Annotated in this window: 12 protein-coding genes; 7 read left to right on the top strand and 5 right to left on the bottom strand. The window is 46.0% G+C overall.

All coding sequences use genetic code 11. The features are described from left to right. Positions 1-103: 103 nt before the first annotated feature. Complete coding sequence (rpoB, locus tag H9L11_RS05810; RefSeq protein ID WP_005384685.1) at positions 104-4,132, top strand: DNA-directed RNA polymerase subunit beta; 4,029 nt, start codon at positions 104-106, stop codon at positions 4,130-4,132. A gap of 104 nt (positions 4,133-4,236) precedes the next feature. After that, positions 4,237-8,439 (top strand): DNA-directed RNA polymerase subunit beta', encoded by a 4,203-nt coding sequence (rpoC, locus tag H9L11_RS05805; RefSeq protein WP_005382514.1) that lies wholly within the window; start codon positions 4,237-4,239, stop codon positions 8,437-8,439. A gap of 173 nt (positions 8,440-8,612) precedes the next feature. Here the strand turns inward: rpoC and H9L11_RS05800 are convergent, their stop codons facing one another. Then, complete coding sequence (locus H9L11_RS05800; protein ID WP_005382515.1) at positions 8,613-9,104, bottom strand: Rsd/AlgQ family anti-sigma factor; 492 nt, start codon at positions 9,102-9,104, stop codon at positions 8,613-8,615. Between the two features lie 177 nt (positions 9,105-9,281). On the opposite strand from H9L11_RS05800, the gene nudC reads away from it, so the two are divergent. Next, positions 9,282-10,079: an NAD(+) diphosphatase gene (nudC, locus tag H9L11_RS05795; protein WP_005382516.1), complete on the top strand. Its 798-nt coding sequence runs from the start codon at positions 9,282-9,284 to the stop codon at positions 10,077-10,079. A 247-nt stretch (positions 10,080-10,326) separates the two neighbouring features. Next, entirely contained in the window at positions 10,327-11,394 is a 1,068-nt protein-coding gene (gene hemE / locus H9L11_RS05790) for a uroporphyrinogen decarboxylase (protein WP_005397282.1), read from the top strand. Between the two features lie 241 nt (positions 11,395-11,635). Here hemE and H9L11_RS05785 read toward each other — a convergent pair whose 3' ends face one another. After that, positions 11,636-12,208, bottom strand: coding sequence for a uracil-DNA glycosylase family protein (locus H9L11_RS05785; protein ID WP_005382518.1), 573 nt, complete (start codon positions 12,206-12,208; stop codon positions 11,636-11,638). A gap of 2 nt (positions 12,209-12,210) precedes the next feature. Next, positions 12,211-13,134 (bottom strand): D-2-hydroxyacid dehydrogenase, encoded by a 924-nt coding sequence (locus H9L11_RS05780; RefSeq protein ID WP_205391032.1) that lies wholly within the window; start codon positions 13,132-13,134, stop codon positions 12,211-12,213. A gap of 66 nt (positions 13,135-13,200) precedes the next feature. Here H9L11_RS05780 and H9L11_RS05775 point away from each other — a divergent pair, with 66 nt between their 5' ends. Continuing rightward, positions 13,201-13,788, top strand: a complete 588-nt coding sequence (locus tag H9L11_RS05775) for a DUF416 family protein (protein WP_005382520.1) — start codon at positions 13,201-13,203, stop codon at positions 13,786-13,788. 79 nt (positions 13,789-13,867) lie between these two features. Here H9L11_RS05775 and H9L11_RS05770 read toward each other — a convergent pair whose 3' ends face one another. Then, the gene (locus tag H9L11_RS05770; RefSeq protein WP_205391031.1) at positions 13,868-15,001 is read right to left on the bottom strand and encodes a hemolysin family protein; all 1,134 of its coding nucleotides are present in this window, start codon (positions 14,999-15,001) and stop codon (positions 13,868-13,870) included. Positions 15,002-15,254: 253 nt separating this feature from the next. On the opposite strand from H9L11_RS05770, the gene hupA reads away from it, so the two are divergent. Together hupA and H9L11_RS05760 are read left to right on the top strand one after the other, a co-directional pair. After that, entirely contained in the window at positions 15,255-15,527 is a 273-nt protein-coding gene (gene hupA, locus H9L11_RS05765; protein ID WP_005382524.1) for a nucleoid-associated protein HU-alpha, read from the top strand. Positions 15,528-15,566: 39 nt separating this feature from the next. Then, positions 15,567-16,265 carry a DUF1481 domain-containing protein gene (locus H9L11_RS05760; RefSeq protein WP_033907149.1) on the top strand — a complete coding sequence of 233 codons (699 nt, stop codon included), beginning with the start codon at positions 15,567-15,569 and terminating at the stop codon, positions 16,263-16,265. Between the two features lie 83 nt (positions 16,266-16,348). Here H9L11_RS05760 and purD read toward each other — a convergent pair whose 3' ends face one another. Beyond that, positions 16,349-17,638, bottom strand: a complete 1,290-nt coding sequence (purD, locus tag H9L11_RS05755) for a phosphoribosylamine--glycine ligase (protein ID WP_054577303.1) — start codon at positions 17,636-17,638, stop codon at positions 16,349-16,351. Between the last annotated feature and the right edge of the window lies 1 nt (position 17,639).

Genomic DNA, 17,639 nt, shown 5'->3' with positions numbered 1-17,639 from the left:
TCACTACAGTAAACAGCTATATTAGTCACTGTCCCTTACCCCCCTTAAGTAACTAGGAGCGGGCGGACAGTTTGGGTCACTTATCAGCGAGCTGAGGAACCCCATGGTTTACTCTTATACCGAGAAAAAGCGCATCCGTAAGGACTTTGGTACTCGTCCACAAGTTTTGGACATTCCATACCTGCTATCGATCCAGCTCGATTCGTTCGACAAATTTATCGAACAGGATCCTGAAGGTCAATACGGTCTTGAAGCCGCTTTCCGTTCTGTATTCCCGATTCAGAGCTACAACGGCAATTCTGAGCTGCAATACGTTAGCTACCGTCTTGGTGAGCCAGTTTTTGACGTTAAAGAATGTCAAATCCGCGGTGTAACTTACTCAAAGCCACTACGTGTAAAACTACGCCTAGTTATCTTTGATAAAGACGCGCCAGCAGGTACTGTAAAAGACATTAAAGAACAAGAAGTCTACATGGGTGAAATTCCACTCATGACAGACAATGGTACCTTCGTAATCAACGGTACCGAGAGGGTTATCGTATCCCAGCTGCACCGAAGCCCAGGCGTGTTCTTCGACAGCGATAAGGGTAAGACCCACTCTTCAGGTAAAGTTTTATACAACGCACGTGTTATTCCTTACCGTGGTTCATGGCTTGATTTCGAGTTTGATCCTAAGGATAACTTATACGTTCGTATCGACCGCCGTCGTAAGCTACCAGCATCGATCATCCTTCGAGCACTAGGTAAGTCGACAGAAGAAATCCTAGATATCTTCTTCGAGAAAGTGAACTTCGAAGTGAAAGACCAAACTCTATTGATGGAGTTGGTTCCGGATCGTCTACGTGGTGAAACTGCGTCATTCGACATCGAAGCAAATGGTAAAGTTTACGTTGAGCAAGGTCGTCGCGTAACAGCTCGTCATATCCGCCAACTAGAAAAAGATGGTGTTGATCACATCGAAGTACCAGTTGAGTACATCGTAGGTAAAGTTGCATCAAAAGATTATATCAATGAAGCAACAGGCGAGATCATTGTTAACGCTAACCAGGAAATCAGCCTGGAAGCACTAGCGAACCTATCTCAGGCTGGCCACAAAGCGCTAGAAGTTCTATTCACGAACGATCTAGACCATGGTCCATTCATGTCAGAAACACTACGTATCGACAGCACGGTTGATCGTATTTCTGCATTGGTAGAAATCTACCGCATGATGCGCCCTGGTGAGCCGCCAACAAAAGAAGCTGCAGAAGCTCTATTCGAAAGCCTATTCTTCTCTGAAGAGCGTTACGATCTATCGACTGTTGGTCGTATGAAGTTCAACAGCTCTATCGGCCGTGAAGATGCTCAAGAGCAAGGCACACTTGATGAAACTGATATCATCGAAGTGATGAAGAAGCTGATCGCGATCCGTAACGGTAAGGGCGAAGTGGACGATATCGACCACCTAGGCAACCGTCGTATCCGTTCTGTAGGCGAAATGGCTGAGAACCAGTTCCGTGTAGGTCTAGTACGTGTTGAGCGTGCAGTTAAAGAGCGTCTAAGCCTAGGCGATCTTGACGCAATCATGCCTCAAGACTTGATCAACGCGAAGCCAATTTCTGCGGCAGTTAAAGAATTCTTTGGCTCTTCACAGCTTTCACAGTTCATGGACCAAAACAACCCGCTATCAGAAGTAACGCACAAGCGTCGTATTTCTGCATTGGGTCCTGGCGGTCTAACTCGTGAACGTGCTGGCTTCGAAGTACGTGACGTACACGTAACTCACTACGGTCGTCTATGTCCTATCGAAACGCCTGAAGGTCCAAACATCGGTCTGATCAACTCTCTATCTGCGTTTGCGCGTTGTAACGAGTACGGTTTCCTAGAGACACCATACCGTCGCGTTGTAGATGGCGTAGTAACAGACGAAGTAGATTACCTATCTGCAATCGAAGAAGGCCAATTCGTTATCGCACAGGCGAACGCTAAGCTAAACGAAGATGGTACTTTTGCAGATGAGCTGATCACAGCTCGTCAGAAAGGTGAATCTGGTCTACACCCTCGTGAGCACGCTCAGTACATGGACGTTGCGACAAACCAGGTTGTATCTATCGCTGCATCGCTTATCCCGTTCCTAGAACACGATGATGCGAACCGTGCATTGATGGGTGCGAACATGCAACGTCAGGCAGTTCCAACACTGAAAGCTGACAAACCGCTTGTTGGTACTGGTATTGAACGTAACGTAGCCGTTGACTCAGGTGTAACTGCAGTTGCTAAACGTGGTGGTGTAATCCAGTCAGTAGATGCTTCTCGTATCGTTGTTAAAGTTAACGAAGAAGAGCTAGTACCAGGTGAAGCTGGTATCGACATCTACAACCTGACTAAATACACACGTTCTAACCAGAACACATGTATTAACCAGCGCCCATGTGTGATGCCAGGTGAGCCTGTATCACGCGGTGACGTTCTTGCTGATGGTCCTTCAACAGACCTTGGTGAACTAGCGCTTGGTCAAAACATGCGTATCGCGTTCATGCCTTGGAACGGTTACAACTTCGAAGACTCGATCTTAGTATCTGAGCGCGTAGTTCAAGAAGACCGTTTCACGACTATCCACATCCAAGAACTGACTTGTGTGGCGCGTGATACTAAGCTTGGTTCTGAAGAGATCACAGCGGATATTCCAAACGTAGGTGAGTCTGCTCTGTCTAAACTAGACGAGTCAGGTATCGTTTACATCGGTGCTGAAGTTAAGGGTGGCGACATCCTAGTTGGTAAAGTTACACCTAAAGGTGAAACTCAGCTAACGCCTGAAGAGAAGCTACTACGTGCAATCTTCGGTGAAAAAGCATCTGACGTTAAAGATACTTCACTACGTGTACCTAACTCTGTATCAGGTACGATCATCGACGTTCAAGTCTTTACTCGCGATGGCGTAGAGAAAGACAAGCGTGCGCTTGAAATCGAACAGATGCAGCTTAAAGAAGCGAAGAAAGACCTAACTGAAGAATTCCAGATTCTTGAGGGCGGCCTTCTAAACCGTGTTAAAGCTGTATTGATTGAAGGCGGTTACTCTGAAGCGAAACTAGACACAACTGATCGTAAGAAGTGGCTAGAACTAACGCTAGAAGATGACGCACTACAAACTCAGCTTGAGCAACTTGCTGAGCAGTGGGATGAGCTAAAAGCCGACTTCGATAAGAAGTTCGAAACTAAGCGTCGTAAGATCACTCAAGGTGATGATTTAGCACCTGGTGTACTGAAGATCGTTAAGGTTTACCTAGCGGTTAAACGTCGCATTCAGCCTGGTGATAAGATGGCGGGTCGTCACGGTAACAAGGGTGTAATCTCTAAGATCAACCCTGTTGAAGACATGCCATACGATGAGAAAGGTCAGCCTGTAGACATCGTACTTAACCCACTGGGTGTACCTTCGCGTATGAACATCGGTCAGATCCTAGAAGTACACTTAGGTCTGGCAGCGAAAGGTATCGGTGACAAGATCAACCAGATGGTTAAAGAGCAGCAAGAACTAGCGAAATTCCGCGAGTTCCTACAAAAAGTTTACGATCTAGGCGACACTCGCCAGAAAGTAGACATTGCTTCTCTATCTGATGATGAAGTACGTACTCTGATCAAGAACTTGCGTGGCGGTCTACCAATCGCGACTCCTGTATTTGATGGCGCTCCAGAAGAGTCAATCAAAGCACTTCTTGAGCTAGCAGATCTACCAACATCAGGTCAGTTAACACTGTTTGATGGTCGCACAGGTGATGCGTTTGAGCGTCCTGTAACTGTTGGTTACATGTACATGCTGAAACTGAACCACCTTGTTGATGACAAGATGCACGCTCGTTCAACTGGTTCGTACAGCCTAGTAACTCAGCAGCCACTAGGTGGTAAAGCTCAGTTCGGTGGTCAGCGTTTCGGTGAGATGGAAGTATGGGCACTAGAAGCATACGGTGCTGCTTACACGCTACAAGAAATGCTAACGGTTAAGTCGGATGACGTTAACGGCCGTACTAAGATGTACAAGAACATCGTAGACGGCAACCACAGCATGGAACCTGGCATGCCAGAATCGTTCAACGTACTGTTGAAAGAGATCCGCTCGCTAGGTATCAACATCGAGCTAGAAGACGAAGAGTAATCCTTTTCTCTCTTGATGAAAGTCGAGAGAATCAAAGCGATTATTTGGAAGAAGGTGCTCACTTTAGCAAGTGAGCTCCTTTTAACTCCTTACAGGAGCTGATTGTGAAAGACTTATTAAACTTTCTAAAAGCACAGCATAAGACCGAAGAATTTGATGCAATCAAAATCGGTCTATCTTCACCAGACATGATCCGTTCATGGTCTTTCGGTGAAGTTAAAAAACCTGAAACGATCAACTATCGTACGTTCAAACCTGAACGCGATGGTCTGTTCTGTGCGCGTATCTTTGGTCCAGTTAAAGACTACGAATGTCTTTGTGGTAAGTACAAGCGCCTGAAGCACCGTGGTGTTATCTGTGAGAAGTGTGGTGTAGAAGTTACACAAACTAAAGTTCGTCGTGACCGTATGGGCCACATTGAACTGGCTTCACCAGTAGCTCACATCTGGTTCCTAAAATCGCTACCGTCTCGTATCGGTCTACTAATGGATATCCCTCTACGTGATATCGAACGCGTTCTGTACTTCGAAATGTACGTAGTAACAGAGCCTGGTATGACTGATCTAGAAAAAGGTCAGATGCTTACTGAAGAAGAGTATCTAGATCGTCTAGAAGAGTGGGGCGACGAGTTCACTGCTAAGATGGGTGCGGAAGCTATCAAGGACCTACTAGGTTCTATGGATATGCACGCTGAAGCAGAACAAATGCGTGAAGAGTTAGAGACAACAAACTCTGAAACTAAGCGTAAGAAAGTAACTAAGCGTCTTAAGCTGGTAGAAGCGTTCATCGCATCGGGTAACAACCCTGAGTGGATGATCCTAACTGTACTTCCAGTACTTCCGCCAGATCTACGTCCTCTAGTACCTCTAGATGGCGGTCGCTTTGCGACTTCTGATCTTAACGATCTATACCGTCGTGTGATCAACCGTAACAACCGTTTGAAGCGTCTTCTAGAGCTAGCTGCTCCGGACATCATCGTACGTAACGAAAAACGTATGCTGCAAGAGTCTGTTGATGCGCTACTAGATAACGGTCGTCGTGGTCGTGCGATCACAGGTTCTAACAAGCGTCCTCTGAAATCTCTTGCTGATATGATCAAGGGTAAACAAGGTCGTTTCCGTCAGAACCTTCTAGGTAAACGTGTAGACTACTCTGGCCGTTCTGTAATCACAGTAGGTCCATACCTTCGTCTACACCAGTGTGGTCTTCCTAAGAAGATGGCACTTGAGCTATTCAAACCATTTATCTACAGCAAGCTAGAGACTCGTGGTCTTGCGACTACAATCAAAGCTGCTAAGAAAATGGTAGAGCGTGAAGAAGCGGTCGTTTGGGATATCCTAGACGAAGTAATCCGTGAACACCCAGTACTATTGAACCGTGCACCGACACTTCACCGTCTAGGTATCCAGGCGTTCGAACCAGTACTGATCGAAGGTAAAGCGATTCAGCTACACCCACTTGTTTGTGCGGCGTACAACGCGGACTTCGATGGTGACCAAATGGCGGTTCACGTACCTCTAACTCTAGAGGCACAACTTGAAGCTCGTACTCTGATGATGTCGACAAACAACATTCTGTCGCCAGCGTCAGGTGATCCGATCATCGTACCTTCTCAGGACGTTGTATTGGGTCTGTACTACATGACTCGTGAAAAGATCAACGTGAAAGGTGAAGGCATGTACCTTTCTGGCCCAGAAGAGGCTGAGAAAGCATACCGCACTAAACAAGCTGAGCTTCACGCACGCGTTAAAGTACGTATTACAGAAACTGTTGTAGACGAAGACGGCAACAGCACTACAGAAACCAAGATGGTAGACACCACTGTTGGTCGTGCAATGCTATGGCAAATCGTGCCAGCTGGTCTACCGTACAGCATCGTTAACCAAAAGCTAGGTAAGAAGCAAATCTCTAACCTACTTAACGAGGCGTACCGTAAACTAGGTCTGAAAGACACAGTAATCTTCGCTGACCAAATCATGTACACAGGTTTCGCATACGCGGCACTTTCTGGTGTATCTGTTGGTATCGACGATATGGTTGTACCAGCAGCTAAGTACACTGAAATCGCAGAAGCGGAAGAAGAAGTACGTGAAATCCAGGAACAGTACCAATCAGGTCTTGTTACTGCGGGCGAACGCTACAACAAAGTTATCGATATCTGGGCATCGACCAACGACCGTGTTGCGAAAGCAATGATGGAAAACCTTTCATCTGAAACGGTAGTTAACCGTGACGGTGAAGAGGAACAGCAAGAGTCATTCAACAGCATCTATATGATGGCGGACTCGGGCGCTCGTGGTTCTGCAGCACAGATTCGTCAGCTTGCGGGTATGCGTGGTCTGATGGCGCGTCCAGATGGTTCAATCATCGAAACGCCGATCACAGCGAACTTTAAAGAAGGTCTAAACGTACTTCAGTACTTTATCTCAACGCACGGTGCTCGTAAGGGTCTTGCGGATACGGCACTGAAAACAGCGAACTCGGGTTACCTAACTCGTCGTCTAGTAGACGTTGCTCAAGACGTTGTTGTAACTGAACATGACTGTGGCACTCACGAAGGTGTCGACATGATGCCTCACATCGAGGGTGGTGATGTTAAAGTTGCACTTTCTGAGCTTGCTCTTGGTCGTGTTGTTGCTGAAGACGTACTAAAACCTGGCACTGAAGACGTTCTTATTCCACGTAACACCCTGATCGATGAGAAGTGGTGTCAAATCATGGAAGAGAACTCAGTAGACAGCATGAAAGTGCGCTCTGTAGTAACGTGTGATTCTGACTTCGGTTGTTGTGCACAATGTTACGGTCGTGACCTAGCACGTGGTCACCTAGTGAACCAAGGTGAAGCAGTGGGTGTTATTGCTGCTCAGTCTATCGGTGAGCCAGGTACACAGCTAACGATGCGTACGTTCCACATCGGTGGTGCGGCATCGACAGCAGCGGCAGAGAACAGTGTTCAAGTTAAGAACAACGGTTCTATCAAGCTACACAACGCTAAATCTGTATTGGCTGATGACGGTAAGATCGTTATCACTTCTCGTGCGACAGAGTTAACTATCGTTGATGAGTTTGGTCGTACTAAAGAGAAGCACAAACTGCCTTACGGTACGCTACTAAGCAAAGGCGATGGTGATACAGTTCAAGCTGGCGAAACAGTTGCAAACTGGGAAGCGCACACACTACCTATCATTACTGAGGTAGCAGGTCGCATCCAGTTCGTAGATATGATCGACGGCGTAACAGTATCTCGTCAAACTGATGACCTAACTGGTCTATCTTCAAGTGAAGTAACTGACCCAGCAGCTCGCCCTTCAGCAGGTAAAGATATGCGTCCAGCTATCAAACTTGTTGACGAGCAAGGTAACGATGTAATGATCCCTGGTACTGATATGCCAGCTCACTACTTCCTACCTGGTAAAGCGATTGTGAACATCGAAGATGGCGCAGCAGTAGGTGTTGGTGCAACACTAGCACGTATTCCTCAGAAGTCTGGCGGTAACAAAGATATCACCGGTGGTCTTCCACGAGTTGCTGACCTATTTGAAGCACGTAAGCCGAAAGAGCCTGCAATCCTTGCTGAGCACACAGGTACTGTGAGCTTTGGTAAAGAGACGAAAGGTAAACGTCGCCTAGTGATCACACGTGAAAGCGGTGAAGCTTACGAAGAGATGATTCCTAAGCATCGTCAGTTGAACGTATTCGAAGGTGAAAAAGTTGAACGTGGTGATGTGATCGCAGATGGTCCAGAGTCTCCACATGACATCCTACGTCTACGTGGCGTACACGCGGTAACGCAGTACATTGCTAACGAAGTACAGGAAGTTTACCGTCTACAAGGCGTTAAGATTAACGATAAGCACATTGAAACTATCGTTCGTCAGATGCTACGTAAGTGTACTATTACTCACTCTGGTGACTCTGAGTTCCTACCTGGTGAACAGATTGAGTACTCACAAGTTAAGATTGCTAACCGTAACCTAGAAGCTGAAGGCAAAGAGCCTGCACGTTTCGAACGTGAACTACTAGGTATTACTAAAGCATCTCTAGCGACTGAGTCGTTCATCTCTGCGGCATCGTTCCAGGAGACAACTCGCGTACTAACAGAAGCTGCGGTTTCTGGTAAGCGTGATGACCTACGTGGTCTGAAAGAGAACGTAATTGTTGGTCGTCTGATCCCAGCTGGTACTGGTTTCGCATACCACCAAGAGCGTCAAGCTAAACGTTCTGAAGCGCAAGATGGTCCTTCTGCTGAGCAAGCAACGGATAACCTAGCGGCACTTCTAAACGCTGGTTTCTCTTCTGAAGAGTAAGTCATATAACGAGTAATCGTTAAAAGCTTAAGAAAAAGGCACCTTCGGGTGCCTTTTTAGTTTTTTATACTACTTTGTTCTTCCGGTGGGATTTTCGATAAAGCTAGAAACAAAAAAGACCGACGATGATCGTCAGTCTTTTCTCTCACTCTATTTCTGAATGTTTGCAAATACTAAGCTCCAGGTGGCATAGACAGGCTTTCTGCGATTTGCTGTATCAGATAGTCCTCGACTTCAAAGCGAGTCTCAAGAATTTCCCCAATGAGACACATATCAGAATCGAAATCATTTAATTCATCATCTTCAGTCACTTCTGAGTACTTATCGTTAAAGTTCAATAATGGTTCAGTCGTTAGAACAATTTGACCATAGGTTTGATTGATCTCATTAGTCACGACAAAGCCGGTTGCTTTCCAACGGTCCATAACCATGTCATAAATTTTAAAGTGGCCTTCGGAGATGTAATCAACGAGGTGCTGACAGAAATCCTGCAGTTCGGAAGGAGATGGGAGTTCAATAACATTGGTTTTCGAACAAGGTTGCAGCGCTGCAAGCTTACAATATTCAACAATCAGGGATTGTCGTGTCTCTAACCAGTGATCAATGACATCACTTGAGCCACCCCACTGGTCTTGTGTTTGTTTGAATTTTCTTAGCATGACCATGCCCTCATGATCTGATCGCCCATCGGCGAACGTATCCTTTGCAAAGCAAAGTTAGTAAAGTTATTACAAACTCTTGTCCTTACTAGAATTTAGAGTGCACATTTACTTAACGATAAACTCTAGTATGAAATTAGATTGCCAGTAAAATGAACGAACTTCAAGCAAAGGGATGGTGTAATGTTAAGAAAAGGTGATGTTAACCGCGCGATAAATGCATACTGGTGTGTTGTTGCAGGAAGTGAAATTTGGCTGGTGGATGGTGCTGTGCCCTTCGGGTCTGCAGAGCAGTTATCACTGCCAGTAACGAGTGCAAGACCCATTGGTGAGTATTCTGGTTCGCCCGTCATGTGGCTTAACTTGGCCGATTTAGAGCATGATCTACCTTTAGTATCCCTGCGTGACTGCCTGCATTTTCCTGAGCCATTATTTATGTTGTTAAGTAAAGCTGTGCAATATGGGCACATGACGCAAAGTTTGCGCTTTTGTCCACAGTGCGGAGGAAGAAACTTTCTTAATAATAACCAGTTAGCCATGCAGTGTGGTGAATGTCGCACCCTTCATTATCCTAGAATATTTCCGTGTATTATCGTTGCTGTACGTAAAGAAAATCAGATCTTATTAGCCCAACATCCAAGGCATCGAAATGGTATGTATACGGTTATTGCGGGTTTTCTAGAAGTCGGTGAGACATTAGAAGAGTGCGTGGCTCGAGAAATTCATGAAGAAACGGGAATTCTCGTTAAAAATATTCGTTACTTTGGCAGCCAGCCTTGGGCTTTCCCATCCAGTATGATGATGGGGTTTTTAGCTGACTATGAATCCGGAGAGTTAAGCCCAGACTACACTGAGCTGTCTGATGCACAATGGTTTGGTATCGACGAGATGCCGCCTGTTGCGCCTAAAGGAACGATTGCAAGAGCACTTATCGAACAAACGCTGAAAGATATAGACTCTAATTGTCTGATAAATAGATAAAAAAAACCCTCCGAGAGGGAGGGGGTAAGTAAGATGTCGTTATGAGATGCTGAGTACTAAGTACTCAGTTTATAATTGTAGTTTTCGCTAGCGAACAAATTTTTAACACTGATACCGATTGGGTGCAAATTAAGCATTGATTTAAAAGTTAATAACTTGATCCAGGTTGCAAAGCACACAGCTATTGGACTTAAATCAGTGATAGAATACCCCCTTTCACAGAAAGCCTAACAGTTGGAATTACGGAATGACTGAATTAAAAAATGATCGTTATCTGCGTGCGCTTTTAAAAGAGCCGGTAGATTACACGCCAGTATGGATGATGCGCCAGGCAGGTCGTTACCTACCAGAATACAAAGCGACTCGTGCAGAAGCGGGTGATTTCATGTCTTTGTGTCGAAATGCAGAATTAGCATCCGAAGTGACACTTCAACCATTACGCCGTTTTCCTCTTGATGCCGCGATCTTATTCTCGGACATCTTAACGATTCCAGATGCAATGGGGCTTGGTTTGCGTTTTGCTGCGGGTGAAGGACCTGTTTTTGATAACCCAATTACATGCAAAGCCGATGTGGAAAAAATTGGTTTGCCAGATCCTGAAGGTGAACTGCAATACGTAATGAACGCAGTACGCCAGATCCGTAAAGACCTGAAGGGTGAAGTGCCGCTGATTGGTTTTTCTGGTAGTCCTTGGACTCTTGCGACGTACATGATCGAAGGTGGTAGCTCTAAAGCGTTTACCAAGATCAAGAAGATGATGTACGCGGAACCACAAACTCTGCACCTACTTCTAGATAAGCTGGCAGACAGCGTTATCGAGTACTTAAACGCGCAAATTAAAGCGGGTGCGCAATCGGTAATGGTATTTGACACATGGGGTGGCGTACTAACGCCTCGTGATTACAATCTGTTCTCACTGCAATACATGCACAAGATTGTAGATGGTCTGATTCGTGAAAACGACGGTCGTCGCGTGCCAGTCACACTGTTTACTAAGAATGGCGGCATGTGGCTTGAGCAAATCGCAGCTACGGGCTGTGATGCGGTTGGTCTAGACTGGACAATCAACATTGCTGACGCGAAAGCACGTATCGGTGATAAAGTGGCGCTGCAAGGTAATATGGACCCATCAATGCTTTACGCTTCACCAGAGCGCATCCGCGAAGAAGTAGCGGATATCCTAGAAGGATTTGGTGATACGGGGACTGGTCATGTGTTCAACCTAGGTCACGGTATCCACTTGGATGTACCGCCAGAAAACGCGGGCGTATTTGTGGATGCGGTACACGAGTTATCTAAGCCATACCACAAGTAAGTTAGATTTTTTTGAAATCAAATGCCGGCATTCAGTGCCGGTATTTTTTTGCCTAAAATTCAGCTTTTCTATCTGAGACTCAAGGCTGTACAGCTCTAGTAGTATTTGGCCTACTATGATCTAATTACTACTCTAGCTGTACACTAGACATTAAAGTTTAATATAAACAAATACTTATGATTTCTGGTTTTATGTTCTAATTTTCTTGTACAGATAAACAAGCAATTAGATCATGGGTAACCTAAAGCATCGAGTGAACGCGTTTTTTAAGGTATGGCACGACGTCAGATTCAAACCAAGGATTCTTCTTTAACCACAATGTATTGCGTGGGGATGGGTGAGGGAGCGGGATAAAGTCCGGTTCCCAATCTTGCCATTGCTGAACAGTTTGCGTGAGCGTCTTTGGTTTGTTGGTGAGATAGTACTGCTGCGAGTACTGACCAATTAGTAGAGTGAGCTCTATATTGGGCAGTTGCTCAAGAATCTTTTTATGCCAAGTGGGCGCACATTCTTTACGAGGCGGTAAATCACCAGAGTTCCCTTTGCCTGGATAACAGAATCCCATTGGGACAATGGCAATTTTATTTGGGTCGTAGAAAACGTCTTTGTCGATATCGAGCCATTGGCGTAATCGATCACCACTTGGGTCATTCCAAGGTATCGAGGTTTTGTGTACACGTGTGCCAGGGGCCTGACCGATGATTAGGATGCGTGCCCCTTTTGCTGCTTGCACGACAGGGTTTGCACCCAAAGGTAAGTTATCCGCGCAGATCTGGCAGGCCCTCACTTGCTGCAATAGCTCGTCTAACGACATTCTTAGTAACCCTTTTCGAAATCCACTTGATAATTTAATGAAAACCCATCGCGCCAGCGTAGATAGTTGTCAGCAAAAATCTCGATGACTTGCTCGGGAAAACTCAGCGCAGCAATGTGTGGAGTGATGGTGACTTGCGGTAGTTTCCAAAATGGATGCTCTACCGACAACGGTTCTTGCTCAAACACATCTAAGAAGGCGTGTTCTACCCAACGGTTTTTCAGAGCGAAGAGCAACCCTGCCTCATCCAGTACGTCGCCACGACCTACGTTAAACAATAACGCCTGATTTAGTTGGCTGAGCGTTTGACGATTAAGTAACTGTCGCGTCTCAGCTGTACTTGGTAGAGTATTCACAACGATGTCGGCTTGCTCAAATGCCTTACTTAGTTCATTGATATGAAAGGTCTGATGAAACTCGCCGCCTGGAGTAGGGATACCTGTGCGGTTAATACCGATAGTTTTTATCCCCATTGCTTTAGCGGCGTTGCCCAGATAGCCCCCAATGCTACCGGTACCAAGAATTACCATGGTTTTACTTTTTAATGACGTGTACAGGTGAGGCTGCCATTGTTTGTTTTGTTGCTGCTGGTGGTATCGGGCAAAGTGGCGGTAATGGGCAATACTGTAACCCAAAACATATTCAGCAATCAGTGGACCAAAGATGCCTCGAACGTTAGTTAGAGTATAGTCCTGACGAAGGCTAGGGGATGTTAAGGCGTTGACACCAGCAAACGTGGATTGCACCCATTCAAGCTGTGAAAACTCGTCTAAGCTTTGTGATAGTAAGGGTGGATCCGCTAGTACGATCTGAGCGGCTTCTGGTTGGTCGGTGAGGCAAAGATCGGGCAGATTTTTCTCTGCCAGTAACGTTTTGTAGGTGTCGCGATGCTCTGAGAGCAGGAAAATCTGATTTGAATGCGGCATTAACTTTTTTCCCTGTGATGAATCAAGTACACTTTCGCTGTTTTTTTCTTCAATGATTGAGTGACTATGCTTAAGAATCCTCTTCAGGTTCGTTTAGAAAAACTAGAACCTTGGCAACAAATTACCTTTATGGCGTGTCTGTGTGAACGCATGTATCCAAACTATGCGATGTTTTGTGAGAATACAGAATTTGCTGACCCGCGTGCTTACCGAGCGATTCTTGATAGTGTATGGGAAATTTTGACAGTTAAGAACGCGAAAATTAACTTCGAACGTCAATTGGAGAAGTTAGAAGAGTTGTTCCCAAGTGCGGATGAGTTCGATTTTTACGGCGTTTACCCAGCGATGGACGCGTGTCAGGGGTTGTCTACGTTACTGCATGGTCTATTGGACCGCGACTACCTTTTCGATTCAATGCTTAAAGTGAGTCAACAGTCGGTACAAACCGTTGCTGATCTAGAGCAAGCACAAGGCGCAGAGCCAATCACTAACGACAACCAGAAAGAAAACGAAGCCGTATGTGAAGAGTGGGACGTCCAGTGGGCTATCTTCCGTCCGCTGCGTGAAGCAGTAGAACGTGACATCAGCTTGATTAAAGATTTGCGTGAAGAGCTACGTGAAGAAGGTGTGAGCAACATCGGTATTGCACTTTAATTGTTGAATAAATAGAAAAAGGCATCCTAACTGGATGCCTTTTTTGTTTGTGCGTTTAAGCTGTTATACCTAATGCTGATTACGATTCTTTCGAGTCGGGTTTCGGTGGCTCTTGAGCTTCTGGCTCTTTATCCTGCTTCTCCAGCTCGTTATCTTCTTCATCGTCATCGCGGCTTTCGATTACGCCGTGCATTTCTTTCCAGCTTTCCCAGCGTTGGTAAGCCAGCTCCTGCATGTCAGTGCTTTTATCTGCTTCGTCGATGATCTCCACGCCTACGAGGTGTTCAAAAATATCTTCCAACGTTACCAAACCTAGCACGGTACCGTATTCATCAACAACAAGTGCCAGCTGTAAGCGATGAGTCATCATCTGGTCGAATACTTTAGGTAAAGTGGTATTGTTTAGCACCACTTGAATTGGGCGCATGATTGCTCCCAACTGTTTCTGCCCACTACCTGATTGTTGTAGTTTGAACAACTCAAGGCGATGCACAAAACCAATGATGTTATCTTTCTGCTCGCTGTAAACCAATGGGCGTGAGAAAGGCGTATCTTTGTGTTTTTCTAGGAACTCATTGATGGTCATTGTGGCATCGACACGGAATACTACTGGTCGTGGCGTCATAACCTGCGTTACGGGTACATCTTGGATGCCAAGCAGGTTGCTTAAGATTTTTGATTCACCCTCGGCAAACTCACCGCTTTCACGTGCCAGAATCGCCATTGCAGACAGCTCATCACGCATCTTTGGAGCTTCGTGGTTACGAGCAAGACGCTTGGTGATTTGCTCTGAGAACCAAACAAAGGGTGTAAGCGCCCATACCATCCAACGCAATGCGACCGCGGCAGTGGGTGCCAACTGACGCCAGTAGGTCGCGCCAATCGTCTTCGGTACGATTTCTGAAAGCACTAAGATCGCCAATGTCAGCACTGCCGAAAAGATACCTAATGCTTCGCTACCAAATACAACCGCAGCTTGTGCACCAGCAGTGGCCGCGCCGATAGTGTGAGCGATGGTGTTTAAAGTCAGAATAGATGCCAGTGGTCGGTCGATATCTGATTTCAGCTTAGCCAATTGCCCAGCTGCGGGATGCCCCTGTTGATTGAGCTGCGCAATGTAGCTCGGACTGATACTCAGCAGTACCGCCTCCAGCACCGAACAGATAAACGAAATGCCGATTGCAATAGAGATATAAATGGATAACAGCAGCATAGTTGCCCTTGAATGTAGTTTGATAGTGGTTATTTGCAGCTATTATAACCGCAAAAGTGACTTATAAATTGGTCCAAATACCTTGGAAAGCAAGGGTTTTCAGGGGGTATGTGGTAACAAATTGTGAGTTATTACTCATATTATGGCTAAAAGTACGTCAGAAAATCGAAAGATCGCTTACAAACCTTTGCCAGATGGGGCATTTATGTTTTAGAGTGAGACGAATTCGATAACCTATGAGAAGGGAAACCTAATGAACAAGACCCAATTAATCGACTTTATCGCAGAGAAAGCCGACCTATCAAAAGCACAAGCAAAAGCTGCTCTTGAAGCGACTCTTGATGGTGTAACTGGCGCACTTAAAGAGGGTGACCAAGTTCAACTAATTGGTTTTGGTACATTCAAAGTAAACCACCGCGCTGCACGTACTGGTCGTAACCCTAAGACTGGTGACGAGATTCAAATCGCAGCAGCTAACGTACCAGCATTCGTAGCAGGTAAAGCGCTGAAAGAATCAGTAAACTAAGTTAGAATGCACCGAGGTATCCTGCCTCGGTGCAATTTCATGAAAAAACATCTACTCACTTCACTTCTCCTATCTAGCCTTACCCTTTTTGGCTGTTCGTCGGTTGAAACTCCTAATTTAGAACAATTCACGCATTTTTCTGGTGGTAAAGTTGCGGGAGATGCTAGCAGCTTGTACTGGATGACAGAGAAACTCACTCGTGTGAGTACGGCGGCTGATTATGTGACTATGGTGGACAATGGTTGGTTCCAGAGTGATTATCGCTGGGATGAAGGTGAGTTGCGAGAGTTGATTCGAAAAGGCGAGCAAGTTGATACCAAACAAGAGTTGGTGCCTTTTCAAATCCACATCCGTTTCAATAAAGATGGCGAAGCGGTTTACCAAAAATATCGTGTTAACCGTAAAGTCTTACCACTTCAGCATGACCAATTAGAGCGCTACAAAGCAGAAGCGAATGACGTAGTGGCATCGGTTAAGGCGCAGTCTCGTAACAATCAGAGCCTTATTCAAGGTTATTGGAATGGTCAATCGTTTGAAACCTGCAAAGGTAAGGTGTTCTCGACGCTCGAGTTTAATCAGACGTTGCCAAAATTTATTATCGAGCGTCTCTCATCGGTAGACAGTTATGTGGCTTTTGTCGGCAAGCAGTCACGAAACAAAGCAATGGTCGATGAACTGTTGATGCTCAATGACGATGACTTTGATTGTGTTTCTCGGCCAACGTTGATCTCTGAATAAACATTGCTTCGAATTCTGTCGAACAAGAACAATAAAAAAGGCGCTGAGTGCGCCTTTTGTTTTTTAGCCAACTCATGTTGTTTTTATTTTTCTTGCTCACGTGCAATTGCACGGTAGCCGATGTCGTTGCGATGGAACATGCCATCCCAACGGATCTGTTTTGCAAGCTCGTAAGCACGCTGCTGCGCTTCTGATACACTGTTGCCAAGTGCGGTTGCACAAAGAACACGACCACCGTTTGTCACGATGTCGCCATCTTTGTTATCTGTACCAGCATGGAAGACTTTTTCGCCTTCAATTTCAACTTGTGGCAGACCCGAAATAACGTCGCCTTTGTTGTACGCTGCTGGATAACCACCGGCTGCTAGCACGATACCAATCGATGCTCGTGGATCCCACTTCGATTCCGCTTGATCCAGTTTCTCGTCGATTGCCGCTAGGCACAGATCAACAAGATCCGATTCCATGCGCATCATGATAGGTTGTGTCTCAGGATCACCGAAGCGGCAGTTGTACTCGATTACTTTCGGAGTGCCGTCTTTGTCGATCATCAGACCCGCGTATAGGAAACCAGTGTAAGGGTTACCTTCAGAGGCCATGCCACGTACTGTTGGGTAAATCACTTCTTCCATGATGCGGTTGTGGATTTCCTGTGTTACCACTGGAGCTGGAGAGTATGCTCCCATGCCACCGGTGTTAGGACCAGTATCTTTGTCGCCTACGCGTTTGTGGTCTTGGCTGGTGGCCATTGGCAGAACGTTCTCACCATCCACCATCACGATGAAGCTTGCTTCTTCACCATCTAGGAACTCTTCGATAACGACACGACTACCAGCATCACCAAATGCGTTGCCTGCTAGCATGTCTTTGATTGCGTCCTCAGCTTCTTCTAGCGTCATTGCCACAATCACGCCTTTACCAGCTGCAAGGCCGTCGGCTTTCACCACGATCGGTGCACCTTGCTCACGCACGTAAGCCAGTGCAGGCTCGATTTCAGTGAAATTCGCGTAGGCACCCGTTGGAATTTGGTGACGAGCAAGGAAGTCTTTGGTAAACGCTTTAGAGCCTTCAAGTTGCGCTGCGGCTTGGGTAGGACCAAAGATTGGTAAGCCCGCTTCGCGGAACGCATCAACCACACCAATAACCAGCGGTGCTTCTGGGCCAACGATAGTCAGTTCAATCGCCTTCTCTTTGGCGAAAGCAACAAGGCCAGCGATGTCTTCTACATCGATGTTTACGTTCTCTAGTTTTGGCTCTAGTGCTGTACCTGCGTTGCCTGGAGCAATGAAAATAGTCTCAACATTTGGGTTTTGCGCTGCTTTCCAGCCTAGCGCATGTTCACGACCGCCTGAACCAATGATTAAAACTCGCATA

This window comes from Vibrio sp. sp1 (assembly GCF_016920955.1).
GTDB lineage: Bacteria > Pseudomonadota > Gammaproteobacteria > Enterobacterales > Vibrionaceae > Vibrio > Vibrio alginolyticus.
Note: the sequence above shows the minus strand (reverse complement) of the source record. Positions and strands in the feature narration are given on the sequence as shown.